General features: G+C 70.2%; 18 protein-coding genes. 6 read left to right on the forward strand and 12 right to left on the reverse strand.

What is annotated here, in order from left to right:
• Window positions 1-11: 11 nt before the first annotated feature.
• From EV683_RS01995 to EV683_RS02015, 5 genes are all read right to left on the reverse strand, one after another.
• The gene (locus EV683_RS01995) at window positions 12-2186 is read right to left on the reverse strand and encodes a UvrD-helicase domain-containing protein (protein WP_131861604.1); all 2175 of its coding nucleotides are present in this window, start codon (window positions 2184-2186) and stop codon (window positions 12-14) included.
• A 95-nt stretch (window positions 2187-2281) separates the two neighbouring features.
• The gene (locus tag EV683_RS02000; RefSeq protein WP_131861606.1) at window positions 2282-2497 is read right to left on the reverse strand and encodes a DUF2061 domain-containing protein; all 216 of its coding nucleotides are present in this window, start codon (window positions 2495-2497) and stop codon (window positions 2282-2284) included.
• A 109-nt stretch (window positions 2498-2606) separates the two neighbouring features.
• Window positions 2607-3389, reverse strand: a complete 783-nt coding sequence (gene cysE, locus EV683_RS02005; protein WP_066610189.1) for a serine O-acetyltransferase — start codon at window positions 3387-3389, stop codon at window positions 2607-2609.
• 182 nt (window positions 3390-3571) lie between these two features.
• Window positions 3572-5068 carry a ribonuclease G gene (rng, locus tag EV683_RS02010; protein ID WP_066610193.1) on the reverse strand — a complete coding sequence of 499 codons (1497 nt, stop codon included), beginning with the start codon at window positions 5066-5068 and terminating at the stop codon, window positions 3572-3574.
• Between the two features lie 65 nt (window positions 5069-5133).
• On the reverse strand, window positions 5134-5727 hold the full coding sequence (locus tag EV683_RS02015; protein ID WP_131861607.1) for a Maf family protein: 594 nt from the start codon (window positions 5725-5727) through the stop codon (window positions 5134-5136).
• Between the two features lie 225 nt (window positions 5728-5952).
• Between EV683_RS02015 and EV683_RS02020 the strand changes: the two genes are divergently transcribed.
• Both EV683_RS02020 and EV683_RS02025 read left to right on the forward strand, forming a co-directional pair.
• The gene (locus tag EV683_RS02020; RefSeq protein ID WP_165916771.1) at window positions 5953-7587 is read left to right on the forward strand and encodes a methyl-accepting chemotaxis protein; all 1635 of its coding nucleotides are present in this window, start codon (window positions 5953-5955) and stop codon (window positions 7585-7587) included.
• Window positions 7588-7650: 63 nt separating this feature from the next.
• On the forward strand, window positions 7651-8196 hold the full coding sequence (locus tag EV683_RS02025; protein WP_131861610.1) for an RBBP9/YdeN family alpha/beta hydrolase: 546 nt from the start codon (window positions 7651-7653) through the stop codon (window positions 8194-8196).
• Window positions 8197-8273: 77 nt separating this feature from the next.
• Here EV683_RS02025 and secA read toward each other — a convergent pair whose 3' ends face one another.
• Window positions 8274-11003 (reverse strand): preprotein translocase subunit SecA, encoded by a 2730-nt coding sequence (secA, locus tag EV683_RS02030; protein ID WP_131861612.1) that lies wholly within the window; start codon window positions 11001-11003, stop codon window positions 8274-8276.
• Between the two features lie 165 nt (window positions 11004-11168).
• Here secA and EV683_RS02035 point away from each other — a divergent pair, with 165 nt between their 5' ends.
• From EV683_RS02035 to EV683_RS02045, 3 genes are all read left to right on the forward strand, one after another.
• Complete coding sequence (locus EV683_RS02035; protein WP_066610200.1) at window positions 11169-11606, forward strand: DciA family protein; 438 nt, start codon at window positions 11169-11171, stop codon at window positions 11604-11606.
• Window positions 11607-11780: 174 nt separating this feature from the next.
• Complete coding sequence (locus EV683_RS02040) at window positions 11781-13424, forward strand: methyl-accepting chemotaxis protein (RefSeq protein ID WP_165916772.1); 1644 nt, start codon at window positions 11781-11783, stop codon at window positions 13422-13424.
• 138 nt (window positions 13425-13562) lie between these two features.
• Entirely contained in the window at window positions 13563-15575 is a 2013-nt protein-coding gene (locus tag EV683_RS02045; RefSeq protein WP_066610203.1) for a site-specific recombinase, read from the forward strand.
• A gap of 72 nt (window positions 15576-15647) precedes the next feature.
• On the opposite strand, the gene EV683_RS02050 is transcribed toward EV683_RS02045, so the two are convergent.
• The 6 genes from EV683_RS02050 to EV683_RS02075 all read right to left on the reverse strand — a co-directional run bounded on the left by EV683_RS02050 (window position 15648) and on the right by EV683_RS02075 (window position 24544).
• Window positions 15648-17942, reverse strand: coding sequence for a PAS domain S-box protein (locus EV683_RS02050; RefSeq protein WP_131861616.1), 2295 nt, complete (start codon window positions 17940-17942; stop codon window positions 15648-15650).
• 119 nt (window positions 17943-18061) lie between these two features.
• The gene (locus EV683_RS02055) at window positions 18062-20233 is read right to left on the reverse strand and encodes a malate synthase G (protein ID WP_131861618.1); all 2172 of its coding nucleotides are present in this window, start codon (window positions 20231-20233) and stop codon (window positions 18062-18064) included.
• A 56-nt stretch (window positions 20234-20289) separates the two neighbouring features.
• Entirely contained in the window at window positions 20290-20697 is a 408-nt protein-coding gene (locus tag EV683_RS02060; protein WP_066610209.1) for a heme-binding protein, read from the reverse strand.
• A 24-nt stretch (window positions 20698-20721) separates the two neighbouring features.
• The gene (gene glcF, locus EV683_RS02065; RefSeq protein WP_131861620.1) at window positions 20722-21960 is read right to left on the reverse strand and encodes a glycolate oxidase subunit GlcF; all 1239 of its coding nucleotides are present in this window, start codon (window positions 21958-21960) and stop codon (window positions 20722-20724) included.
• 13 nt (window positions 21961-21973) lie between these two features.
• Entirely contained in the window at window positions 21974-23047 is a 1074-nt protein-coding gene (gene glcE, locus EV683_RS02070) for a glycolate oxidase subunit GlcE (RefSeq protein ID WP_131861622.1), read from the reverse strand.
• A 9-nt stretch (window positions 23048-23056) separates the two neighbouring features.
• The gene (locus EV683_RS02075) at window positions 23057-24544 is read right to left on the reverse strand and encodes an FAD-linked oxidase C-terminal domain-containing protein (protein WP_131861624.1); all 1488 of its coding nucleotides are present in this window, start codon (window positions 24542-24544) and stop codon (window positions 23057-23059) included.
• A gap of 237 nt (window positions 24545-24781) precedes the next feature.
• Between EV683_RS02075 and EV683_RS02080 the strand changes: the two genes are divergently transcribed.
• The gene (locus tag EV683_RS02080) at window positions 24782-25501 is read left to right on the forward strand and encodes a FadR/GntR family transcriptional regulator (RefSeq protein ID WP_131861626.1); all 720 of its coding nucleotides are present in this window, start codon (window positions 24782-24784) and stop codon (window positions 25499-25501) included.
• The last annotated feature ends 74 nt before the right edge of the window (window positions 25502-25575 follow it).

Below are 25575 nucleotides of genomic sequence, written 5' to 3' on the forward strand. Positions count from 1 at the left end.
CGTGTCGCCTTTCAGGCTGGGTTCAGCTTGGCGTAGCGCAGGTCGAGCCACTTGATCCCGTGCTCGGCGAAGTTGATCGCCAGCCGCACGTCGTCGCCGCCGGCGCCCTCGGCGTCGATCACCACGCCGAGGCCGAACTTGGCGTGTTCGACCGACTGGCCGATGCGCCAGCCGCCAAGGTTGGCCGAGCGCGTCGGGCGCGGCGCGGCGGCCGGCTGGGCCCACGCGGCGCGCTCGGCGCGCGGCGCGGGCTTGGCCGACAGGAACTTGAGCAGCGCTTCGGGCAGCTCTTCGAGAAAACGCGAGCGCAAGGGGTAGCTCGAGCGCCCGTGCAGCATGCGGCTTTGCGCGCAGGACAGGTACAGCCGGCGGCGCGCGCGCGTGATCGCGACGTACATCAGCCGGCGTTCCTCCTCCAGCCCCTTGCGCTCGGCCATGCTGTTCTCGTGCGGGAACAGGCCTTCTTCGAGGCCGGAGACGAACACCGCCGAGAATTCCAGACCCTTGGCCGCGTGCACCGTCATCAGTTGCAGCGCGTCCTCGCCGGCCTCGGCCTGGTGCTCGCCGGCCTCGAGCGCGGCGGCGGTCAGGAATTCGACCAGCGCGTTGGCCGGCTCGTCCGGCATGTAGGAGGCGGCGGCGTTGACGAGTTCGTCGAGGTTGGCGAGGCGTTCCTCGCCGTCCTTCTTGTCGGCCTCGTACATGGCCTTGAGGCCGGAGTGCTCGATCGCGAGGCTGACGGTCTCGGCCAAGGTCAGCGCGGCGGCGTCGCGCTTGGCGCGCAGCGACTCGATCAGGGCGACGAAGTCGGCGAGCTTGCCGGCGGCGCGGCCGGCGCCGCCTGAGCAGGCGGCCTGCCATAGGCTGACGCCCTGTTCGCGGCCGATCGCCAACAGGTTCTCGACCGTGCGCGCGCCGATGCCGCGCGCCGGCACGTTGATCACGCGCAGCAGCGCGTTGTCGTCGTCCGGGTTGGCGATCAGGCGCAGGTAGGCGAGCGCGTGCTTGACTTCCTGGCGCTCGAAGAAGCGCAGCCCGCCGTAGATGCGGTAGGGCAGCTTGGCGTTGACGAGCGCGTGCTCGAGCACGCGCGACTGCGCGTTGCTGCGGTAGAGCAGCGCGATGTCGGACAGGCGCCAGCCGTCGCGTTCGAGCGCCTTGACCTCGTCGACGATGAAGGCGGCCTCCTCGACGTCGGAATGGGCCTCGAACAGCCGGATCGGCTCGCCGTCGCCGGCGTCGGTCCACAGCTTCTTGCCGAGGCGGCCGTCGTTGTGCTCGATCAGCGCGTTGGCGGCGGCGAGGATGTTGCCGGCCGAGCGGTAGTTCTGCTCCAGCCGGATCGGCTCGGCGATCGCGAAGTCGGCCAACAGCGAGCGCATATTGCCGACCTCGGCGCCGCGGAAGGCGTAGATCGACTGGTCGTCGTCGCCGACGGCGAACACCGAGCCGATGTCGCCGGCCAAGAGCTTGAGCCACGCGTACTGCAGCCGGTTGGTGTCCTGGAACTCGTCGACCAGGATATGGGTGAAGCGCGCCTGGTAGTGCGCGCGCAAGGGCTGGTTGGCGACCAGCACCTCGTAGCTCCTGAGCAGGAGCTCGGCGAAGTCGACCACGCCCTCGCGGCGGCACTGCGCGTCGTAGGCGGCGTACAGCTCGATCAGCTTGCGCGTGTACGGGTCGCCGGCCGACAGCACGTCGGCGCGCTGGCCGTTTTCCTTGTTGCCGTTGATGAAGCCCTGCACCGCCTTGGGCGGAAAACGCTCGTCGGAGACGTCGAGGCTCTTCATCAGCCGCTTGATCGCCGACAGCTGGTCGGCCGAGTCGAGGATCTGGAAGGTGTTCGGCAGGCCGGCGTCGCGGTGGTGCAGGCGCAAAAAGCGGTTGCACAGGCCGTGGAAGGTGCCGATCCACATCGCGCGCACGTTGACCGGCACCATGGCCGCCAGCCGCGTCTGCATCTCGCGCGCGGCCTTGTTGGTGAAGGTGACGCCGAGCACGCCGGCCGGGTTGGTCTGGCCGGTGGTCAACAGCCACGCGATGCGCGTGGTCAGCACGCGCGTCTTGCCGCTGCCGGCGCCGGCGAGCACCAGCGCGCTCTTGTTCGGCCAGGTGACGGCGGACAGTTGTTCGTTGTTGAGCCCGGCGAGCAGGCTGCCGTGGGGTTGCGCGACGTTCGGTTCCATGCGGCGATTCTACCACCAGCGCCGCGGGCGCCCCGGCGCCGTTTCGTTCGGCGCGCCGCGGCGGATGCAGAACTGCGGGCGGGGTCGCCGGCGCTTCAGTGCGCGGGGCCGAGGCGACGGTCCGGCCGGGCGATGCCGCGCCGCGCGCGAACCGCGTCCCAGACCTTCTCGTGGAAGTGGTAGGCGACGGTGTTGACCAGCGGCTCGACGACGGCCAGCAGGCCCGAGACGCCGACGCTGCCGGTCAGCAGGTAGGCGACGCCGAAGGCGACGCTGAAGTGGCAGGCGGCGAAGGTGGCGGTCTTGAGCATGGCGGTTCTCCCTATCGACCTTGATGGGATGATAGCCATTCTCGTTACATAGCCAAAATCGAATGTTTTTATATGGCCGATAGCCAGGCTATGGGCGTCGCGCAGGCGCTCAGACGCGCTGGTCCATGCCCAGCGCCGGCATGTCCTCGTCGGGGCGGCCGACCGCGCGCGCCGGTACGCCGACCACGGTGGTGTGCGCGGGCACGTCGTCGAGCACCACGCTGCCGGCGCCGACCTTGGCGCCGTCGCCTATCGTGATGTTGCCGAGGATGCTCGCGTTGGCGCCGATCAGCACGCCGTCGCCGACCTTGGGGTGGCGGTCGCCGTGCACCTTGCCGGTGCCGCCGAGCGTGACGCCCTGCAGCAGCGACACGTTGTCGCCGATCACCGCGGTCTCGCCGACGACGACGCCGGTGCCGTGGTCGAGCATGATGCCCTCGCCGATCGCCGCCGCCGGGTGGATGTCGGCGCCCATCACCTCGGAGATGCGGTTTTGCAGGAAGTAGGCCAGCGTGCGGCGGCCCTTCTTCCACAGCCAGTGGGTGACGCGCTGGCTCTGGATCGCGTGGAAGCCCTTGAAGTACAACAGCGGCATCGAGTACGCGTCGCACGCCGGGTCGCGCTCGTAGCAGGCGCGGATGTCGGCGCGCACCGCGCGCGCGATCGTGCCGTCGTCGGCCAGCGCCTCGCAGAACAGCTCCATCAGCGCGCGCGCGTCCATGATCGGGCTGGCGAGCTTGCTCGACAGGTGGAAGGCGAGCACGTCCTCGAGCGTGGCGTGGCGCAGCACGGTCATGTGCAGGAAGCTGGCGAGCAGGGGTTCGTCGCGCGCGGCCTCGGCGGCCTCGGCGCGGATCGCCTCCCACAGCGGGTCGGGGGCGGTGACGGTCATGGTCGAACTCCGGATTTCATGTCTTTTCTATTATTGCGCGCGCGGCCCATGACATGGATATGTCTGCTGCACCGCAAAGACGACGCCCCCGGCGCGGCGGGGGCGTGGCGTCCGGCGTTGGCCGAGCGGGCGGGCCGTGAACGCAGATGGGGTGGAAGGCGCCATGCGCAAGGCGCCGCGCGTCACGACAGCACGACGTCGAACTGTTCCTGCGTGTAGGTCGACTCGACCGACAGCGAGATCGGCTTGCCGATGAAGTCGACCAGCATCGCCAGCGATTGCGACTCCTCGTCGAGAAACATGTCGATCACCGGCTGCGCGGCGAGGATGCGGAAGCTCCTGGCGTCGAACTTGCGCGCCTCGCGCACGATCTCGCGCTGGATCTCGTAGCACACCGTCTGCGGCGTCTTGATCTCGCCGCGGCCCTGGCAGGTCGGGCACGGCTCGCACAGCACGTGCGCGAGGCTCTCGCGCGTGCGCTTGCGGGTGATCTCGACCAGGCCGAGGCTGGTGAAGCCGTTCAGCGTCACGCGGGTGCGGTCGCGCGCCAGCGCCTTGGCGAGCTCGGCCAGCACCTGGTTGCGGTGCTCCTCGTTATCCATGTCGATGAAGTCGACGATGATGATGCCGCCGAGGTTGCGGAGCCGCAGCTGGCGCGCGATCGCGTAGGTCGACTCGAGGTTGGTCTTGAAGATGGTCTCGTCGAAGTTGCGGTTGCCGACGAAGCCGCCGGTGTTGACGTCTATCGTCGTCATCGCCTCGGTCTGGTCGAGGATCAGGTAGCCGCCGTACTTGAGGTTGACGCGGCGCGCCAGCGCCTTGTCGATCTCGGCCTCGATGCCGTGCAATTCGAACAGCGGGCGGTCGCCGCTGTAGCGCTCGATCTTGGCCACCGCCTGGTTCACGTACAGCTCGGCGAACTCGGCCATCTTGGCGTAGTTCTCGGTCGAGTCGACGATCACCCGTTCGGTCGACTCGCTGACCATGTCGCGCAGCACGCGCAGCGACAGCGACAGATCCTGGTACAGCAGGCTCTGCGCCGGCTCGTGCTCGGACTTGTAGCGGATGTCGGCCCACAGCTTCGACAGGTACTCGATGTCGGCCAGCAGTTCAGAGTCGGTCGCGGTCTCGGCGCTGGTGCGGATGATGTAGCCGCGCGGTCCGCCCGGCGGCAACAGCTTCTCGAGCCGGCCCTTGAGCGCCAGCCTGTCCTCCTCGTGCTCGATCTTCTGCGAGATGCCGATATGTTCTTCCTGCGGCAGGTGCACGAGGAAGCGGCCGGCCAGGCTGATCTGCGTGCTGAGGCGCGCGCCCTTGGTGCCGATCGGGTCCTTGATCACCTGCACCAGCACCGTCTGGCCCTCGAACAGCATGCGTTCGATGCGCTGCGGCTCGGCCGGGTGCTGGCGCTGCTCGAACACGTCGGCGATGTGCAGGAAGGCGGCGCGTTCGAGGCCGATCTCGATGAAGGCGCTCTGCATGCCCGGCAGCACCCTTTTCACCTGGCCCAGATAGATGTTGCCGACGATGCCGCGGCTGGCGGCGCGCTCGACGTGCAGCTCCTGCACGACGCTGTCTTCCACCACCGCCACGCGGGTTTCCTGCGGCGTGATGTTGACCAGGATCTGTTCCTTGGGCCGCGGCACGTCGCGCGGCAGGGCAATCGGTTGGTGCAGCATGGCGTTGTCTCTTTGTTGAATGGGTTTTGTGCTGGCGCGCACGCGCGCCAGCGCGAAGCCCGCTCTCAGGGGAAGACGAAGCCGCAGGCGGACAGGAGCGCGGCGGTTTCGAACACCGGCAGGCCGACCACGCCGGTGTAGCTGCCGGCGATGCGCTCGACGAATACCGCGGCGCGGCCCTGGATGCCGTAGGCGCCGGCCTTGTCGAACGGTTCGCCCGATTCGATGTAGCGCTCGATCTCGGCGGCCGACAGCGGCTTGAACCACACCTCGGTATCCGACACCGCGGTGTGGAGCGCGTCGCCGTCGCGCACCGCGACCGCGGTCAGCACGCGGTGGCTGCGGCCGGAAAACGCTGCCAGCATGCGGCGCGCGTCCGGCGCGTCCGCGGGCTTGCCGAAGATCTCGCCGTCCTGCGTCACCGTGGTGTCGGCGGCCAGCAGCGGGGTGGCCGGCAGGCCGGCGGCGACGCGCGCCGCTTCGCCGGCGGCGGCCTTCTCGACCGCCAGCCGCAGCGCGTAGTCGCGCGCGGTTTCGCCGGGGAGCGGGGTTTCGTCGATCTCGGCGGCGACGCGTTGCAGCGTCAGGCCCAGTTGTTCGAGCAGTTCGCGGCGGCGCGGGCTGCCGGAGGCGAGGTAGAGCAGGGGCGGGGTGGACATCGGGTGGGCCGGCTTCGGTTGCGATTCTGTGACACAGATTACCAGACGCCGCCTTGCCGGTCAGCCCGGCTGTCTGGCCAAGGTATGCTAAAGTCATTGCTTGGCGCGAAGAGAAATCCCGGCCGGCGCGCGCCGTTTTGGATCGGGCCCGACAAAAAATGATTGTCAAATAACGGGAATATTATTCCAATTGCAATGACATCTTTCAGATCCCGGAGTCGCCGCATGCCCTGGCTCAACCGCCTCTCGGTCCGCACCAAGCTGACCTGGCTGTTCCTTTTGCTGAACCTGCTGACCGTGTCCGCGTACACGGCCTACACCTACGTCGAAAGCGAACGCCACGCGGTCGAGCTGATCGACACGCGGCTGAACGCCGCCGCGCGCGCGGTGCCGTCGCTGCTCGGCCAACCCTTCCTCGACAAGGCTTTCACCGTCGGCAGCGTCGGCAAGGAGGAGATGCTCGCCAACGCGCGCCGGCTCGACGCCTACGCCAAGCCCTTCGGCGTGGTCTACCTCTACCTGCTCGGCCAGCAGGGCGACAAGGTGGTCTACCTCGCCGACGGCGCCGGCGAGGCCGAACTCAAGTCGGGCGACTTCGGCCACCACCTGCAGCCCTACGACGGCAGCGCGGGGCTGAAGGCCGCCTTCGCCTCCGGCCGCATCACCTACGACGAGTATACCGACGAATACGGCACCTTCCGCTCGGTGTTCATCCCGTCCGAACTCGCCGGCCGGCGCGTGGTGATGGCGGCCGACGTGCCGCTGGCCGACGTCGCCGCCGCGCGTGCGAAGGCGCTGAAGGAGACGCTGGCGATCGGCGCGGTCACGCTCTTGATCGGCGGCGCGATCGCCTGGACGCTGGCGCGGCTGTTGGCCGGCTCGATCTCGCGCATCGCCGAGCACATCGAGCGCACCGCCGAGAGCCAGGACCTGACGCGCCGCCTGTCGGTCAGGGGCGACGACGAGGTCGGCCGCATCGCCGGGCGCTTCAACCGCCTGGCCGACGCCTTCCGCCAGATCCTCACCGACGCCGCCGACAACGCGCGCAACACCTTCCATACCGCGGAGAACGTGCAGGAAAGCGCGGCCAAGCTGCGCGAACGCGCGCTGTCGAGCCGCACGCGGCTGACCGAGCTGTCGGGCCGCTCCGGCCACATCCTCGAGCTGGCCGGCGCCTCGAGCGCCACCGTCGAGGCGCTCGAGGGCCGCATCGACGGCGTGTCCGAGCAGATCGAGCGCTCGCGCGAGCGCGTCGGCGAGATGGCCGGGCTCCTGGCCGGCCACGTCGATACCAACCGCGAGTTGGCCGAGCGCTTCGACGCGCTGTCGCAGGACGTGCGCTCGATCACGCAGATCCTCGCGCGCATCGCCGGCATCTCCGAGCAGACCAATCTGCTGGCGCTGAACGCGGCGATCGAGGCGGCGCGCGCTGGCGAGGCCGGCCGCGGCTTCGCCGTGGTCGCCGACGAGGTGCGCAAACTCGCCGGCCAGACGCAGAACACGCTGGCCGAGACCAGCGCCTTCGTCGACCACCTGCTGTCGACCATCGCCGACACCGCCGGCCGCATCGAGGCGCAGGCCGGCGAGGCCGGCGAGCTGTCGAGCGCGTCGGACGAGGTGCGCTCGGCGCTGGAGGCGACGCGCGGCCTGATGCAGACGCTGCGCGATGCCTGCGCCGATGCGGTCGCGCAAAGCCGCGCGATCGAGCACGACATCGACGCGATGCGCGAGAACCTGGCGGCGCTGGAGGACCAGACCGTCGGCAACACCGAGGAGACGGTGGCGCTCAGCCAGGAGGCCAAGAGCCTGGAGAGCGCGGCGCACAGCCTCAACGGCGCGCTGGCGCGCTTCACGATCTGAGCAACACGGTCCGGCCTTGCCGGGCCGTTTTCGTTTCGACAACAAGAACAAGGAGACAGACGCGTGGCAAACCGCATTCTCATCGTGCCGGACATCGGCGATCCGGACCCGCAGCACTGGCAGAGCCTCTGGGAGAGGCGCAACCCCACCTTCGCCCGCGTCGCGCTGCGCGACCGCGCGGCGCCGGCCTGCGCCGACTGGGTCGCGGGCATCGACGCGGCGGTCGCCGCCGCCGGCCCGCACACCTTGCTGGTCGCGCACGGCCTGGGCTGCCTCGCCGTCGCGCACTGGGCGGCGGCGGGCGGACGCCCGATCCGCGGCGCGCTGCTGGTCGCGGTGCCGGACCCGGACGGCCCGCGCTTCCCGGCCGCGGCGACCGGTTTTGCCGACCCGCCGCGCGAGCGCTTCGCCTTCGACTCCGTCGTCGTCGCCAGCGACGACGACCCGTACGCCGACCCGGCCTTCGCGCGCGCGATCGCGCGCGACTGGGGCAGCCGCTTCGCCGGCGCCGGCGCGCGCGGCCATCTCGACGCGCAGAGCGGGCTCGGCGTCTGGCCCGAGGGGCTGGTGCGGCTGGCGACGCTGAAGGGCTACGGCGTCGCCGCCTGACGCCGCCCTCGGCCAACGTCGGACAAGCAAAAAGCCGGTCGAAAGACCGGCTTTTTTTGCTGCTGCGACGGGCGGGTTCAGACCAGCTTGCCGTGGCAGGCCTTGTACTTGAGGCCCGAGCCGCACGGGCAGGGGTCGTTGCGGCCGACGCGGATGCCCTGCGCCGCCAGCGCCGCCGGGGCGAACGGGTTGGCGCCGCCCTCGGCCGCCTCGGCGTAGCCGGCCAGCGCCGGTTCCGGCTCGGCGTGCGACAGCTGCACGTGGCTCGGCGCGTGCGGCTCGACCGCCTCGACGTCCTCCTGGCCGCGCACCTCGACCGTCAGCAACACGCCGACCACGCCCTTCTTGACGCGTTCGAGCATGTCGGCGAACAGCTCGAAGGCCTCGCGCTTGTACTCCTGCTTCGGGTTCTTCTGCGCGTAGCCGCGCAGGTGGATGCCCTGGCGCAGGTGGTCCATCGCGGCGAGGTGTTCGCGCCAGTGGTTGTCGAGCATCTGCAGCACCAGCGCGCGCTCGAACTGCGCGAACACCTGCGGGCCGGCCATCTCGAGCCGGGCGCGGTAGGCGGCCTCGGCCAACGCCAGCACGCGCGCCTTGATGTCGGCGATGTCGAGCGTCGGCTCGGCCGCGATCCACGCGGACACCGGCGCGGCGATCTGGTACTCGGCCTCCAGCGTCTTCTCGAGGCCCGGCAGGTCCCATTGTTCCTCCATCGACTCGGGCGGCAGGTGCAGGTCGACGAGGTCGGTGATCACGCCCTCGCGCATGTTCGCGGTGACGTCGGACACGTCCGCGCTCTCGAGCAGTTCGTTGCGCTGCGCGTAGATCACCTTGCGCTGGTCGTTGGCGACGTCGTCGTATTCCAGCAGCTGCTTGCGGATGTCGAAGTTGCGGCCCTCGACCTTGCGCTGCGCGTTCTCGATCGAGCGCGACACCCACGGGTGTTCGATCGCCTCGCCCTCCGGCATCTTCAGGCGCTCCATGATCGCGGCGACGCGGTCGGACGCGAAGATGCGCAGCAGCGGGTCTTCGAGGCTCAGGTAGAAGCGCGACGAGCCCGGGTCGCCCTGGCGGCCGGAGCGGCCGCGCAGCTGGTTGTCGATGCGGCGCGATTCGTGGCGCTCGGTGCCGACGATGTGCAGGCCGCCGGCGGCGAGCACCGCCTCGTGGCGGGCCTTCCAGTCGGCGCGGATCGCGTCGATGCGCGCGGCCTTCTGCTCGTCGGACAGCGAGTCGTCGGATTCGACCGCCTTGATCTCCGGCTCGGGGTTGCCGCCGAGCACGATGTCGGTGCCGCGGCCGGCCATATTGGTCGCCACGGTGATCACGCCGGGGCGGCCGGCCTGGATGATGATGTCGGCCTCGCGCGCGTGCTCCTTGGCGTTGAGCACGTTGTGCGGCAGGCCGGCCTCGCGCAGCAGTTGCGAGACCAGCTCGGAGTTCTCGATCGAGGTGGTGCCCACCAGCGCCGGCTGGCCGCGCTCGTGGCAGTCCTTGAGGTCGGCGATGATCGCGGCGTACTTCTCGCGCGCGGTGCGGTAGACCTTGTCGTGCGCGTCCTGGCGGATCATCGGCCGGTTGGTCGGGATCACCACGGTCTCGAGGCCGTAGATCTGCTGGAATTCGTAGGCCTCGGTGTCGGCGGTGCCGGTCATGCCCGACAGTTTGCCGTACAGGCGGAAGTAGTTCTGGAAGGTGATCGACGCCAGCGTCTGGTTCTCGCGGTTGATCTCGACGCCTTCCTTGGCCTCGACGGCCTGGTGCAGGCCCTCGCTCCAGCGGCGGCCCGGCATCAGGCGGCCGGTGAACTCGTCGACGATGATGACTTCGCCGTTCTGCACCACGTAGTGCTGGTCGCGGTGGAACAGCGCGTGCGCGCGCAGCGCCGCCATCAGGTGGTGCATCAGCGTGATGTTGGTCGCCGAGTACAGGCTGTCGCCGTCCGGCAGCAGGCCCATGTCGGCGAGGATCTGCTCGGCGCGCTCGTGGCCGGCCTCGGACAGCATCAGGCTGTTGGCCTTCTCGTCGACCCAGTAGTCGCCGTCGCCGTCCTCGGTTTCCTGGCGCGTCAACAGCGGCGGCACCGCGTTCATGCGGCGGTACATCTCGACGTTGTCCTCGGCCGGGCCGGAGATGATCAAGGGGGTGCGCGCCTCGTCGATCAGGATCGAGTCGACCTCGTCGACGATGGCGAAGGCGAGCTTCTTCTGCACCTTCTCCTCGATCGAGAACACCATGTTGTCGCGCAGGTAGTCGAAGCCGAACTCGTTGTTGGTGCCGTAGGTGATGTCGGCCGCGTAGGCCGCCTGCTTGGCGTCGTGCGGCATCTGCGACAGGTTGACGCCGACCGACAGGCCGAGGAAGTTGTACAGCCGGCCCATGATGCCGGCGTCGCGGTTGGCGAGGTAGTCGTTGACCGTCACCACGTGCACGCCGTTGCCGGTCAGCGCGTTCAGGTAGGCCGGCAGCGTCGCGACCAGCGTCTTGCCCTCGCCGGTGCGCATCTCGGCGATGTTGCCGTCGTTGAGCACCATGCCGCCGATCAGCTGCACGTCGAAGTGGCGCATGCCCAGCACCCGGCGGCTGGCCTCGCGGCAGACGGCGAAGGCCTCCGGCAGCAGCGCCTCGAGCGTTTCGCCCTGCGCGAGGCGCGCCTTGAATTCGTCGGTCTTGCCGGCCAGCGCGGCGTCGGACAGCGCCTTCATGCCGTCTTCGAGCGCGTTGATGCGGGCGACTTTGTCTCGGTATTGCTTGATCAGCCGGTCGTTGCGGCTGCCGAATACCTTCTTGAGGAGCGTCGAAATCATCCGGAGGGTTCCAGGCCAGTGGGGCCAAAAAAATGGTGACGAGTATAACACGGGCACCCGCCCGCTACCCCGAAATGGGGGTGGAGCGGCGCCCCTTCAAGTCGCCCGGCCGCCCGGGCGCGCGCGTCTTGCTAGAATGGCGCACCAATCACCGGGGAGAGCGTCATGAACAGCCGTCCGCTCGGCGACCTGATCCAGGGCGACCGCAAGCTCGCCGAACTCGCCGGCCGCGCGCAGCAGCTGATGCGGCTCGACGCCGCCTGGCGCCGGCTGCTGCCGGACGCCTTGGCCGAGGGCAGCCAGGCGGTGTGCATCAACGGCGACGCGCTGGTGGTGTTCGCCGCCAACGCCGCCGTCGCCAGCCGGCTGCGTTTTCTCGAGAGCACGCTGCTGCCGAGGCTGGCCGAGGCCGGCTATCCGGTGCGGGTGTTGCGCATCCGCGTCGCCGCGCCGCTGGCGCCGCCGCGCAACCGCGAAAACCGGCTGAAGATCGGCGAAAAGGGACTCGCGGCGCTGGCCGACGCGGCCGGCGCGCTGCCCGACGAGGGCTTGCGCCGCGCGCTGGCGGCATTTGTACGTCATCAATTGTCGCGCGACGACTAGTTCATTTTCATGACATGAAGTTATGCCATCGCGCGTGCTTGTTGCGTATGGCCTCTTCATCAATAATGGCTCGCCCGCGGCCGCGATGAGCGCTGTCCGCCCGCGGGCCCACGCGCGCGGCGCAAGACCGGGCGCGATATCCAATAAAAGCAATGATGGAGGATGGACTTAATCATGGGAGTTTCGCAGCGCCTTAAAATCGGCACCCGGCTGGCCCTCGCTTTCGGCCTGCTCCTGCTGTTCATGGTCGTGATCGCCGGCGGCGCCTGGCGCGGCCTGGCGTCGGTCGGCGAGTCGGTGTACTCGATTACCGAGATCAGTAGCCCCAATATGCGCCGCGTCGCGCAGATGCAGGCGGCGGCGCTGATTTCCTTCCGCTCGACCGGCGACTACAACTTCGTGCCGGACGAGGCCGCCAAGGCACAATTGCGCGAGAAGATCGACGCCAACCAGAAGATCATTCGCGAGAGCCTGGCGCAGCTGAAGACGGCAATCGGCAGCGAGTACGGCACCCAGAAGGAACGCGACAAGTTGGCCGAGCTCGAGCGCCACCTGCAGACCTTCGCCGCCCAGCAGGCCGACATCCTGCAGACCAACGCCAGCGGCAACATCGACAAGGCGCGCAGCGACGTCAGCATGGTGCTGTCGCCGACCAACTACAAGGTGCTCGGCGCGCTGCGCGAGCTGATGGAGGTCGAGTTCGCGATCAACGACGAGCTGTCGCGCGAGGCGCAGGCGGCGATGAGCTCGGCCAACACGCTCAACATGGTGTTCGCGGCGCTGGCGGTGCTGATCGGCGCGCTGTCGGCGTGGCTGATCTCGCGCTCCATCGTCGGGCCGCTCAAGCAGGCGGTCGCGGTCGCCGATTCGGTCGCCGACGGCCGGCTCGACGTGGCGATCGACGTCGACCGCGCCGACGAGGTCGGCCAGTTGCAGGCCTCGCTCAAGCGCATGGTCGACAGCCTGACGCGCACCGTGCGCACCGTGCGCGAGGGCGTCGGCGAGTCGCGCACCATGGTCGAATCGCTGGCCGGCGCCAGCGAGGAGGTGCACGAGGCGAGCCGTCACCAGTCCGAGGCGGCCAGCGCGTCGGCCGCGGCGGTCGAAGAGTTGACCGTCAGCATCTCGACCGTCGCCGACTCGGCCGACGAGCTGCGCGGCCGTTCCTCGGCCAACCTCGAGATGAGCCGCAACGGCGCCAAGAGCGTCGCGCAGCTGGAGGCCGAGATGCAGCAGATGCAGTCGGTGATCCAGGACCTCGCGTCGTCGGTGCAGGATTTCGTCAGCAGCACGCAGGCGATCACCAACATGACGCGCGAGGTGCGCGACATCGCCGACCAGACCAATCTGTTGGCGCTGAACGCGGCGATCGAGGCGGCGCGCGCCGGCGAGCAGGGCCGCGGCTTCGCGGTGGTCGCCGACGAGGTGCGCAAGCTGGCCGAGAAGTCGGCGACCTCGGCGTCCGAGATCGACAACGTCAACCGCCAGCTCGGCGACAAGTCGGCCGCGCTCGACGCGGTGGTGCGTCAGGGTCTGTCTTCGCTCGAGGCCAGCCGCGGCTGCGTCGGCCAGGTGGCCGAGCTGTTCCGCGCCAGCGACGAGAGCGTCGCGCGCTCGAACAGCGACATCGACGGCATCGCCGCGTCGGTGGTCGAGCAGAAGGCCGCCAGCACCGAGATCGCTAAGAACATGGAGCAGATGGCGCAGATGAGCGAGGAGACCTCGGCGGCGATGCAGACCATCAGCGCGAACTCGCGCCGCATCGCCGACGTGTCGGCCAGGCTGGAGGAGAGCGTGCGCTTCTTCAAGCTGGGCTGACGCCCAGGGCGGGCGCATCGCCGGCAGGGCCGCCTTGGGCGGCCCTGCTTGTTTTTTGAGCAAACGCGGCGGCTTCTGGTAAGGTGGCGCCCCGGGGCGGCGATCTTTCGCGCCGACGCCCGCAACACGAGGGAGCCCATGGACGAAGTCCTCAAAGCCATCTGCCTGCCCGACGCCGCCGCGGCGCCCGCGCCGCTGCTGGCGCGGCTGATCGCGGCGCTGCGGCCCGACGACGCCGACGACGTCGAGCAGGCGACCAAGAACGCCCGCGCGCTGACCTTCCTGCTCAACCGCGAACCCGACTACCGCGCCGGCTTGCGCCGCGCGCTGCTGGCGCTGATGGGCGGCACCCGCCAGGTCGCGCTCTATACCGACGTCGGCACCTTGTCGAACGAGGGCTTCTACGCCGCCTTCAAGCGCCGTCTCGGCGAGCGCGTGCTGCCGCCGGCGCGCAATCCCGAATACCTGAAGGACGTGTTCGGCGAGCTGTTCGCGCGCCGCGACGACTACCGCTGGGTCGCGGCGCTGCCGCGCGACGTGTGGTCCGACCTGTGGCGCGCGCTCGCCTGGGACGAGGAGGACTGCCGCGTCGCCCAGCACACCCGGCTGCAGATGCTCGAGGCGGTGCAGGTGCTGACCGCGCGCATCACCGCGATCGGGCTGGAGCCGGAGCTGGTGCGCGTGGTGCCCGAGATCGAGCGCTTCGAGTCGCCGTTCCTGCACCTCGGCGCCGAGACGCTGCGTTACGCCGAGTCCTACCGCGCGGCGCTGACGGCGTCGGCCGAGCCGGCCGAGGACGAGAGACAGATCCTGGTGCTGCTCGACCAGTGCGAGGACATCCTCGCGCGCGCGAAAAAGAACGCCGCCCGCTACGGCATCTCGGTCGGGCTGACCTACCACGTGCTGCGCCTGGCGCAGCACATCGGCCGGCTGCGCATGCTGCTCGACCTGTTGAACTGGCGTCACGACCCGGCCCGGGACGGCACGCTGTTCCTCCTGTTGGCCGAGCTGGTGCGCGCCGAGAACCGCAAGTACAGCGTGCGCGACCTGTTCACCGCCAACACCGAGCTGATCGCGCTGCAGGTGACCGAACACGCCGGCCGCCACGGCGAGCACTACATCGCCGAGACGCGTTCGGAGTGGAGCGGCATGGCGCGCGCCGCCGCCGGCGCCGGGCTGATCGTCGGCTTCATGGCGCTGGTCAAGCTCCTGCTCGCCAAGGCCCACCTGCCCTTGATCTGGGAGGCGCTGGCCTTCGGCCTCAACTACTCGCTCGGCTTCATGCTGGTGCACGTGCTGCACTTCACCATCGCGACCAAGCAGCCGGCGATGACCGCCGCGCGCATCGCCGCGGTGATCCACGACAAGGCCGGCGGGCGCGCCTGGGTCGACGAGCTGACCGAGCTGGTCGTCAAGGTGCTCAGGACGCAGTTCGTCGCCATCCTCGGCAACGTGTTGCTGGCGATCCCGACCGCGTGGGCGATCGCCGAGGCGTGGCGCTTCTTCACCGGCGCGCCGGTGATCGACGCGGCCAAGGCGCGCCACCTGTTGGCCGACATCGACCCGGTCGCGAGCCTGGCGGTATTCCACGCGGCGATCGCCGGCGTCTACCTGTTCCTCGCCGGCCTGATCGCCGGCTACTACGACAACCTGGCGATCTACCGGCGCATTCCCGAGCGCATCGCCGCCTTGCCTTGGCTGAACCGCCTCGTCGGCGAGCGCCGCACGCTCAGGTTGGCGCGCTATATCGAGCACAACCTCGGCGGTCTGGCCGGCAACTTCTACTTCGGCCTGTTCCTCGGCGTGACCGGCACGATAGGCTTTCTGCTCGGCCTGCCGCTCGACATCCGCCACATCACCTTCTCGTCGGCCTATCTGTCGTTCGCGGCGGTGACGCTCGACTACCAGCTGCCGCTGTCGGTGCTGCTGTGGTCGCTCGCCGGCGTCGCGCTGATCGGCGCGACCAACCTCCTGGTCAGCTTCAGCCTCGCGCTGTGGGTTGCGCTGCGTTCGCGCAAGCTCAAGGCGCGCGAGGCGCTGCCCTTGGTGCCGGCGGTGCTCAAGCGCTTCGTCCGCAACCCGCTGAGCTTCGTGCTGCCGCCGCCGAAGGCGGCGCCCGAAGAAGTCGCCGCCGGCCAGGACCCGGGCTGAGGCCCGTCCGCCCCCGACAGCCCGCCGTCATGGCGGGCTTTCTCGTGGCCGGCGCGATACGGGGAGGGGCGCTCAGCCGTCGGCCGAGCACAGTGCGTAGCGGTTCTTGCCCGACTGCTTGGCGCGGTACATCGCGCGGTCGGCCGCCGCCAGCAGCGCCTCGGGGCTGGCCTGCGCGTTGTGGGGGTAGAGCGCGACGCCAATGCTGGCCGACAGCCTCACCGGCCGGCCGTCGATCTCGTCGACCTGCGCCAGCGCCGCCAGCAGCTTGTCGGCGACCGCCGGCGCGGTGATCGCCGGCGCCTCGAGCTGCTCGAGGATGACGGTGAACTCGTCGCCGGCCAGCCGCGAGACCACGTCGGTCTGGCGCAGCGTGCCGGCCAGCAGGGCGGCGAGGCGGCGCAGTACCGCGTCGCCGAAGTCGTGGCCGTGGTCGTCGTTGAGGCGCTTGAAGCCGTCCAGGTCGATGAACAGCAGCGCCAGGCCGCGCCGCGCGCGGCGCGCCAGCGCGATCGCGCGGCCCAGGTGGCGCATGAAGGCGCGCCGGTTCGGCAGGCCGGTCAGCGCGTCCAGGCTCGCCTCGGCCTCCAGCCGCGCCATCAGCCGCTTGCGCTCGGTGATGTCGAGCGCCAGCACGTAGAAGCCGTCGAAGTCGCCGGCGGCGGTGCGGTTGGGCACCAGCGTGGTGTGCACGTCGAGCCGGCCGAGCCGGCAGTCGATCACCTCCTCGAAGTGCACCGGCTCGCCGCGCGACAGCCGCGCGATCGCGTCGTGCGTGCGCGCGAACGCCGCCTCGCCCAAGAGCGCGCGGAACTCGGTGCCGGCCAGGCTTTCGGGCGAGACGCCGAACCAGTGCTGGTAGGCGCGGTTGTTGAAGCGGTAGCGCAGCCCCTTGTCGACGTAGGCGATCAGCGCCGGCATGTGGTCGGTGATCAGTCGCAGCCGTTCGCGGCTGTCGCGCAGCGCCGTCTCGGCGGCCTTGCGCTCGCTGATGTCGTGCAGGAAGGCGCTGACGATGCGCCGGCCGCCCAGATGGTTGGCGCTCAAGGTCAGTTCGGTCGGGAACTCGCTGCCGTCGCGGCGGCGCGCCGGCAGCTCGATGCGCTGGTCGAGGATGCGGCCCTCGCCGGAGGCGCAAAAGCGCGTGAAACCGGCATGGTGGGCGGCGCGCATCGTGTCGGGGATGATGGTGTCGGCGAGCGGGCGGCCGACCGCCTCGTCGCGCGACCAGCCGAAGATGCGTTCGGCCGAGCGGTTCCACTCGACGATGGTGCCCGCCTCGTCGACGGCGACGAAGGCGTCGGTCGCGTTGGCGAGGATGGTGCGAAAGCGCGCCTCCTCCTCGGCCAGCCAGCGCTGGTAGCGTTCGCGCTCATGGATCTCGCGGCTCAGCTCGAGGTTGGCCGAGGCCAGGTCGGCGGTGCGTTCGGCGACGCGCGCCTCGAGTTCGCGGTGCGCGCGCTGCAGCTCGGCCTCCATGCGCTTGCGCGCGTCGATGTCCTCGACCACCGCGACCAGGTAGAGCGGCGCGCCGTCGTCGTCGCGCACCAGCGACACCGACAGCGCGACCCAGATCGTGCCGCCGTCGGCGCGCAGGTAGCGCTTTTCGAGCGCGTAGTGCGGCAGCGCGCCGGCGATCAGCCGTTCGAGTTGGCCGAGGTCGTCGGCCAGGTCGTCGGGGTGGGTGATGTCGTGAAAGCGGCGGGCGAGCAGCGCGTCGCGCGGGTAGCCGGTGATTTCGCTCAGCCGCTCGTTGACGCGCAGCCAGCGACCGTCGAGCGAGGTAATCGCCATGCCGACCGCCGCCTGCGAGAAGGTGCTCTCGAACAGCGCCTCGGTGCGGGTCAGCGTGTGGTGCATCGCGCGCGCCTGGTCGCGCGCGTGCAGGCCGTGCAGGTGGCGCTCGGCCAACTTCGCCAGGTCGACCAGCGCCGCGACGTCGTCCTCGTCGAAGCGGCGCGGGACATGGTCGATCAGGCACAGCGTGCCGAGCCGGTGGCCGTCGCGCGAATGCAGCGGGTGGCCGGCGTAGAAGGCGATGCGCGGCCCGCCGTCGACCAGCGGGTTGCCGCAGAAGCGCGGGTCGGCGGCGGCGTCCTCGACCACCAGGGTGGCGTCGGCGAGGATGGCGTGGCCGCAGAACGACAGCTCGCGCGGCGTCTCGGCGACGTCGAGGCCGACGCGCGACTTGAACCACTGCCGCTCGGCGTCGATCAGCGACACGAGCGCGACCGGCACGCGGAACAGGCGCGCGGCGGTGCGCGTGACGCGGTCCAGCGTCGCGTCGGCGGCGGTGTCGAGAATGTCCAGCGCGTGGAGCGCCGCCAGTCGCTGCGTTTCGTCGGGGGGGAGGGGCGGGGCCTGCATGGCTCGTCGGTCGGCTCGGATGCCCCGATTATATCGCCGTCGCGCGCGCCGGGGCGCTGCGGGGCGCCCCGCAGACGCAAAAACGCCGCCCGCAGGCGGCGTCGTCCTGGCGCGGCGGCTCAGCTTTGCGCCTTGGCGAGCTGGCGCCAGCGGTGCAACAGCGGCTCGGTGTAGCCCGACGGCTGCGCCGCGCCCTTGAACACCAGGTCGCAGGCGGCCTGGAAGGCGAGCGATTCGTCGCAGCGGCCGGCCATCGCGCGGTAGGCGGGGTCGCCCTTGTTCTGCGCGTCGACCACGGCGGCCATCCGTTCGAGCGTCTCGCGCACCTGCGCCTCGCTCACGATGCCGTGGCGCAGCCAGTTGGCGATATGCTGGCTGGAGATGCGCAGCGTGGCGCGGTCTTCCATCAGCGCGACGTCGTGGATGTCGGGCACCTTCGAGCAGCCGACGCCCTGCTCGATCCAGCGCACCACGTAGCCGAGGATGCCCTGCGCGTTGTTGTCGAGTTCCTGCTGGATCTCGGCGGCGCTCCACGACGGGTGCGGCTCGACCGGCACGGTCAGGAGCTCGTCGAGCAGCGCGACGGGCGGCTGCGCCTCCAGCTCGCGCTGCACGGCGGCGACGTCGACCTGGTGGTAGTGCAGCGCGTGCAGCACGGCGGCGGTCGGCGACGGCACCCAGGCGGTGTTGGCGCCAGCCTTGGGCTGGGCGACCTTTTCTTTGAGCATCGCGGCCATCAGGTCCGGCATCGCCCACATGCCCTTGCCGATCTGCGCGCGACCCCTGAGGCCGCAGGCGAGGCCGACCTGGACGTTGTTGCGCTCGTAGGCGGCGATCCAGCGGCTTTGCTTCATGTCGCCCTTGCGGACCATGGCGCCGGCTTCCATCGAGGTGTGAATCTCGTCGCCGGTGCGGTCGAGGAAGCCGGTGTTGATGAACACCACGCGCGAGCGCGCGGCGGCGATGCAGGCGGCGAGGTTGACGCTGGTGCGGCGCTCCTCGTCCATGATGCCCATCTTCAGCGTGTGGCGGGCGAGGCCCAGTAGGTCCTCGACGCGGCCGAACAGCTCGTCGGCGAACGCGACTTCGGCCGGGCCGTGCATCTTCGGCTTGACGATGTAGACCGAGCCTGCGCGCGAGTTGCGCGCGCCGTCGCGCTTGAGGTCGTGGAGCGCGATCAGGCTGGTGACGACGGCGTCGATGATGCCCTCGGGCACTTCGTTGCCGTCCGCGTCGAGCATCGCCGGGTTGCTCATCAGGTGGCCGACGTTGCGCACGAACATCAGCGAGCGGCCCGGCAGCGTCAGCGTGCCGCCGTCGGCGGCGGTGTATTCGCGGTCCGGGTTCAGCGTGCGGGTGAAGCGCTTGCCGTTCTTCTCGACCGTTTCGGACAAGGTGCCCTTCATCAGGCCGAGCCAGTTGCGGTAGACGGCGACCTTGTCGTCGGCGTCGACGGCGGCGACCGAGTCCTCGCAGTCCATGATGGTGGTGATCGCCGCCTCGACGAGCAGGTCCTTCACGCCGGCCGCGTCCTGCGCGCCGATGGCGTGGGTCTTGTCGATCTGGATCTCGACGTGCAGGCCGTGGTGGCGCAGCAGCACCGCGTCCGGCGCGTCGGCGTCGCCGCGGTAGCCGAGGAACTGGGCCGGCTCGGCCAGCGCGGCAGCCGTGCCGTCGGCGAGCGCGACTTCGAGGCGGCCGGCGGCGACGCGGTAGGCGACGGCGTCGGCGTGCGAGCCCTGCGCGAGCGGCGCGCTCTGGTCGAGGAAGGCGCGGCCGAAGGCGATCACCCGGGCGCCGCGGACCGGGTTGTAGCCGGCGCCGCGCGCCGCGCCGTCGTCGTCGCCGATCGCGTCGGTGCCGTACAGCGCGTCGTACAGGCTGCCCCAGCGGGCGTTGGCGGCGTTCAGCGCGTAGCGGGCGTTCATCACCGGCACCACCAGCTGCGGGCCGGCCTGCGCGGCGATTTCAAGGTCGACACGGCCGGTATCGACCTTGAAATCGGCCGGGACGTCGACGAGGTAGCCGATGTCGTTCAGGAAGGTCCGGTAGTCTGCCATGTCGGCGATCGGGCCGGGGTGTTGGCGATACCAGGCGTCCAGTTCGGCTTGCAGGCGGTCGCGCTCGGCCAACAGCGCGCGGTTCTTCGGCGCCAGCTCGTGGACCAGCGCGTCGACGCCCCGCCAGTAGGCGGCGGTGTCGATGCCGGTGCCGGGGAGCGCTTCCTGTTCGATGAAACGGTGCAGAACGGCGGCGACCTGAAGGCGGCCGCAGCGGAGATACTCGGTCATGGTTCTTCTTTCCTCGGGCGAGGGACGGGCCGGCGGCCCGTCCTGTCGCGCCGCCCTTAGCGTTCCAGCGCGGCGATGCCGGCCTTGGCGATCCGGGCGTCCAGATCGGGCGTCAGGCCGGAGATGCCGACCGCGCCGACGACCTGGCCGCCGACCAGTACCGGCACGCCGCCTTCGAGCATGCCGCTCAGCAGCGGGGCCGACAGGAAGGCGGTGCGACCGTTGTTGATCATGTCTTCGAAATTCTTCGATTCGCGGCGACCGAGCGCCGCCGAGCGGGCCTTCTCCATTGCGATATAGGCGCTGATCGGCGCGCAGTCATTCATGCGCACCAGGCCCAGCGGGTGGCCGCCGTCGTCGACCATCGCGATCGAGACCTTCCAGTTGTTGCTTTCGGCCTCTTCGCGCGCGGCGTTGAGAATGATGTTGACCTCGTCCAGGGTCAGAACGGCCTTGTGTTGCATGTCTCACTCCTTTGTTGTGATTGATCAGCGCGCCGTGTCGGTCAGCATCCTGTCGACGAGCTCGACCCAGTGCATGACAGGGGTCGCGGTGCCGCCGCGCAGGTGCCCGATGCAGCCGACGTTGCCGGAAACGATGAGGTCCGGCGTGGTTCTGGCGAGCGCTGCGAGCTTATTGTCGCGCAATTTCAAAGACAACTCAGGTTGTAATAGCGAATAGGTGCCGGCCGAGCCGCAACATAGGTGGCTGTCGGTGGGCAACAGCACCGCAAGTCCCAGCGTCTGCAGCAGTTTTTCGAGCTGGCCGCGCACCCGTTGGCCGTGTTGCAAAGTGCACGGCGGATGGTAGGCGACGCGCCGTCGCGGCGAGGCGGCGACGCGTGCGGCCAGGTTTGCGGCTTCGGGCGCGACGATTTCGACGAGGTCGCGCGCCAGCGCCGACACGCGCGCCGCCTTGTCGGCGTAGGCCGGGTCGTGCCGCAGGTAGCGGCCGTATTCCTTGACCGCGACGCCGCAGCCGGACGCGTTGACGACGATGGCCTCGACGCCGGCCTCGACGTGCGGCCACCACGCGTCGACGTTGCGGCGCATGTCGGCGAGGCCGGCGTCCTGCTCGTCGAGGTGGTAGCGCAGCGCGCCGCAGCAGCCGGCGTCGGCCGGCAGGATCGCCTCGATGCCGAGCGCGTCGAGCACGCGCAGCGTCGCGTGGTTGATATTGGGCAGCATCACCGGCTGCACGCAGCCTGCGAGCATCAGCACCTTGCGCGCGTGCGCCCGGCGCGGCGGGGCGGCGCCGGCGTCGCTTCGCGGCAGTACCTTGGCCTTGAGGCTGGCCGGCAACAGCGGGCGCAGCCGTTGGCCGAGCCGGTAGGCCGGGCCGAACAGGCGCGGGTTTGGCAGCACGGTCGCCAGCGCGCGGCGCACGAGGCGCGCCCCGAGCGGCCGTTTCACCTGCGCGTCGACCACATGGCGGCCGATGTCGAGCAGCCGGCCGTACTCGACGCCCGACGGGCAGGTCGACTCGCAGTTGCGGCAGCTCAGGCAGCGGTCGAGGTGGCTCTGCGTCTTGGCGGTGGCCGGCGCGCCCTCGAGCACCTGCTTGATCAGGTAGATGCGGCCGCGCGGGCCGTCGAGCTCGTCGCCCAGTTCCTGGTAGGTCGGGCAGGTCGCGGTACAGAAGCCGCAGTGCACGCAACGGCGCAGGATCGCGTCGGCGTCGACGCCCTCGGGCGTGTCCTTGATGAAATCGGCCAGTCGGGTCTGCATCGGGGTCGTCCGCTTAAAGGCCGGCGTACAGCCGTCCCGGGTTGAACACGCCGGCCGGGTCGAAGGCCGCCTTGAGCTTGCGGTGGATCGCCATCAGCGGCGCCGGCAGCGGCGTGAACACGCCCGCCGCGCGGTCCTGGCCGCGGAACAGCGTCGCGTGGCCGCCGGCCGCCTCGGCCAACCCTCTGACCGTCGCCGCGTCGGCGTCGCTGCGCCACCAGCGCTGGCCGCCGCCCCATTCGATCAGCTGCGCGCCCGGCAGCGCCACCGGCGCGGCGCTGGAGGGCAGCGCGAGGCGCCACAGCGACTCTTCCGGCGCGCGGGCGGCGAAGAACGGCGCGGCCTGTTCGCGCAGCGCCCGCCAGAAGCTGTGCGCTTCGGCGTCGTCGAGCTTCTCGCCGCCGAGCTTGTCGCGCGCGGCCGCGACGGCGGCGGTGGCGCCGCTCAGGCGCAGGTGCAGCACGCCGTCGTGCCAGACGTTGGCCGAGACCGGCAGCGGCTGGCCGGCCCAGGCGTTCAGCGTCGCCAGCGCCGTCGCCTCGTCCATCTCGAAGCGCAGCGTCGCCTCGGCGAACGGGCGCGGCAGCACCTTGAGCGACGCTTCGAGGATCAGCCCCAGCGTGCCGAGCGAGCCGGCCAGCAGGCGCGCGACGTCGTAGCCGGCGACGTTCTTCATCACCTGGCCGCCGAAGCTCAGCGTCTGGCCGCGCCCGTCCATCAGCCGCGCGCCGAGGATGAAGTCGCGCAGCGCGCCGGCGCCGGCGCGGCGCGGGCCGGACAGGCCGGCGGCGACCATGCCGCCGAAGGTGGCGTCAGGGCCGAAGTGCGGCGGCTCGAAGGCGAGCATCTGGTTCTGCTCGGCCAACGTCGCTTCGATCTCGGCCAACGGCGTGCCGCAGCGCGCGGTGATCACCAGTTCGGCCGGGTCGTAGGCGACGACGCCGCGGTAGGCGCGGGTGTCGAGCGGCTCGCCTTGCGGCGTCTCGCCGTACCAGCGCTTGCTGCCGCCGCCTTGCAGGCACAGCGGCGTCTTGTCTTGGGATGCCTGCAGGATGGCGTCGCGGAAGGCGTCGAGGGTGTCGGTCATGTCGCTTTCTCAGAAACGCGGCAGCTCGGGATGGGGCAGCCGGCCGTGGTGCACGTGCAGCTTGCCGTATTCGGCGCAGCGCGCGCGGGTCGGGATCGCCTTGTCGTGGTTCAGCAGCCCGGACGGGTCGAAGGCGTGCTTGACCGCGAAGAAGGCGTCGCGCTCCTCGGGCGAGAACTGCACGCACATCGAGTTGATTTTCTCGACGCCGACGCCGTGCTCGCCGGTGACGGTACCGCCCAGTTCGACGCAGGTTTCCAGGATGTCGGCGCCGAACAGTTCGGCGCGGCGCCATTCGTCGGCGTCGTTGCCGTTGAACAGGATCAAGGGATGCATATTGCCGTCGCCGGCGTGGAACACGTTGATGCAGCGCAGCCGGTATTCGCGCTCCATCTCGGCGATGCGGGTCAGCAGCGTGCCGATGTGGCGGCGCGGTATCGTGCCGTCCATGCAGTAGTAGTCGGGCGCGAGGCGGCCGGCGGCCGGGAAGGCGTTCTTGCGCCCGGACCAGAACTTGAGGCGTTCTGCCTCGCTCTGCGACACCCGGATGCGCGTCGCGCCGCTGGCCTCAAGCACCGCGCTCATGCGCGCGATCTCCTCGGCGACCTCCTCGGGCGTGCCGTCCGACTCGCACAGCAGGATGGCGGCGGCGTCGGTGTCGTAGCCGGCGTGCACGAACTCTTCGACGGCGCGCGCGCAGGCGCGGTCCATCATCTCGAGGCCGGCCGGGATGATGCCGGCGGCGATGATCGCGGCGACCGCGTCGCCGCCACGCGCGACGTCGTCGAAGCTGGCCATGATCACCTGCGCGGTCTGCGGCTTGGGCACCAGCCTGACCACCACCTCGGTGACCACCGCGAACATGCCTTCCGAGCCGATGAACACGCCCAGCAGGTCCAGCCCCGGCGCGTCCGGCGCCAGCGAGCCGAATTCGACCGGCTCGCCGTCCATGGTGATCGCGCGCACCTTGAGCACGTTGTTCACCGTCAGGCCGTACTTCAGGCAGTGCACGCCGCCGGAGTTCTCCGCCACGTTGCCGCCGATGGTGCAGGCGATCTGCGACGACGGGTCGGGTGCGTAGTAGAGGCCGTACGGCGCGGCCGCATCCGAGATCGCGAGGTTGCGCACGCCCGGCTGGACGGTCGCGGTGCGCGCGACCGGGTCGACCTTGAGGATGTGCTTGAACCTGGCCAGCGACAGCACGAGGCCGTTCTCGATCGGCATCGCGCCGCCCGACAGCCCGGTGCCGGCGCCGCGCGGCACCACCGGCACGCGCAGCGCGTGGCAGGTCTTGAGGATGTGGCGGACCTCGTCCTCGGTTTCCGGCAGCGCCACCGCCAGCGGCACGCGGCGGTAGGCGGACAGGCCGTCGCACTCGTAGGGCGTGGTGTCCTCGGCGTCGGTCAAGAGCCGGCAGCCGGCGAGCGCGGCCGTCAGCGTCGCGATCAGTTCGGCGCGGTCGGCCGGGTCGGGCGGCAAGGTGTTCGGGTGCGACACGGGGCCTCCTGCGTGGATGGGCTGGCGCCGGCCGTGGGCGGCGCGCAAGGAGCGGCGATATCCCGGTATTCCGGTATACTGGTATACCACTGCGGTCGATTGTGCGCCGGGACGCGGCGGTCGAGGTAGAGAGGGAAAACCCTTGTGCCGGGGCGGGGCGGCGCGCGCTTTCAAAGCCCCGGGCGATGCAGTATCTTCGCGGGCGGTTTGCCAGCAAGTCAGAAAGAGGTGTGTTCCGTGCCGTTCAATGCGATTTCCCCGCCGCCGCGGCGCCGGCTGTCCGACATGGTCTACGAGCAGCTCGAGACGATGATCGTCGACGGCCTGCTCAAGCCCGGCGACGAGTTGCCGTCCGAGCGCGAGCTGGCCGAGCGCATGTCGGTGTCGCGTCCGCCGGTGCGCGAGGCGCTGCACAAGCTCGAGTCGCGCGGCCTGATCAGCCCGCGCGCCGAGGGCGGCTACCTGGTCGCCAACCCGGGCGAGGCGCTGGTCGCCGACCCGCTGACCCAGCTCTTGGCGCGCCACCCGAAGGCGGTGGCCGACGTATTCGAGCTGCGCCACGGACTGGAGTCGCTGTCGGTCAGGCTGGCGGCCGAGCGCGCGACCGACGCCGACCTGGCGCGGCTGCGGGCCGCGATCGACGAGATGGAGGCGACCCACCGCGCGGGCGACGCCGGCGCGGCGCAGAAGCTGCCCGAGCTGGACGCGCGCTTTCACCTCTTGGTCGCCGAGGCCAGCCACAACGTCGCGCTGGTGCACGTGATGCAGGCGATCCACGAGCTCGTCGAGAGCGCGATCGCGCGCAACTACCGGCAGATGGACGGGCGCGAGGCCGACATCGCGCAGATGATCAGCCAGCATCGCGGCATCTACGACGCGATCGCCGCGCACGACGCGCAGGCCGGCGTCGGCGCGCTCGACGCGCACCTGAACTTCATCCGCGACCGGCTGGGCTGAGCCGGTATGTGCTCGACCGGCGCTGGCCGGAGAGGCAAAAAAGCCCCGCGTTCGCGGGGCTTTTAGCGCCGCCC

The sequence above is a fragment of the Crenobacter luteus genome, assembly GCF_004345725.1.
GTDB classification, from domain to species: Bacteria; Pseudomonadota; Gammaproteobacteria; order Burkholderiales; family Chromobacteriaceae; genus Crenobacter; species Crenobacter luteus.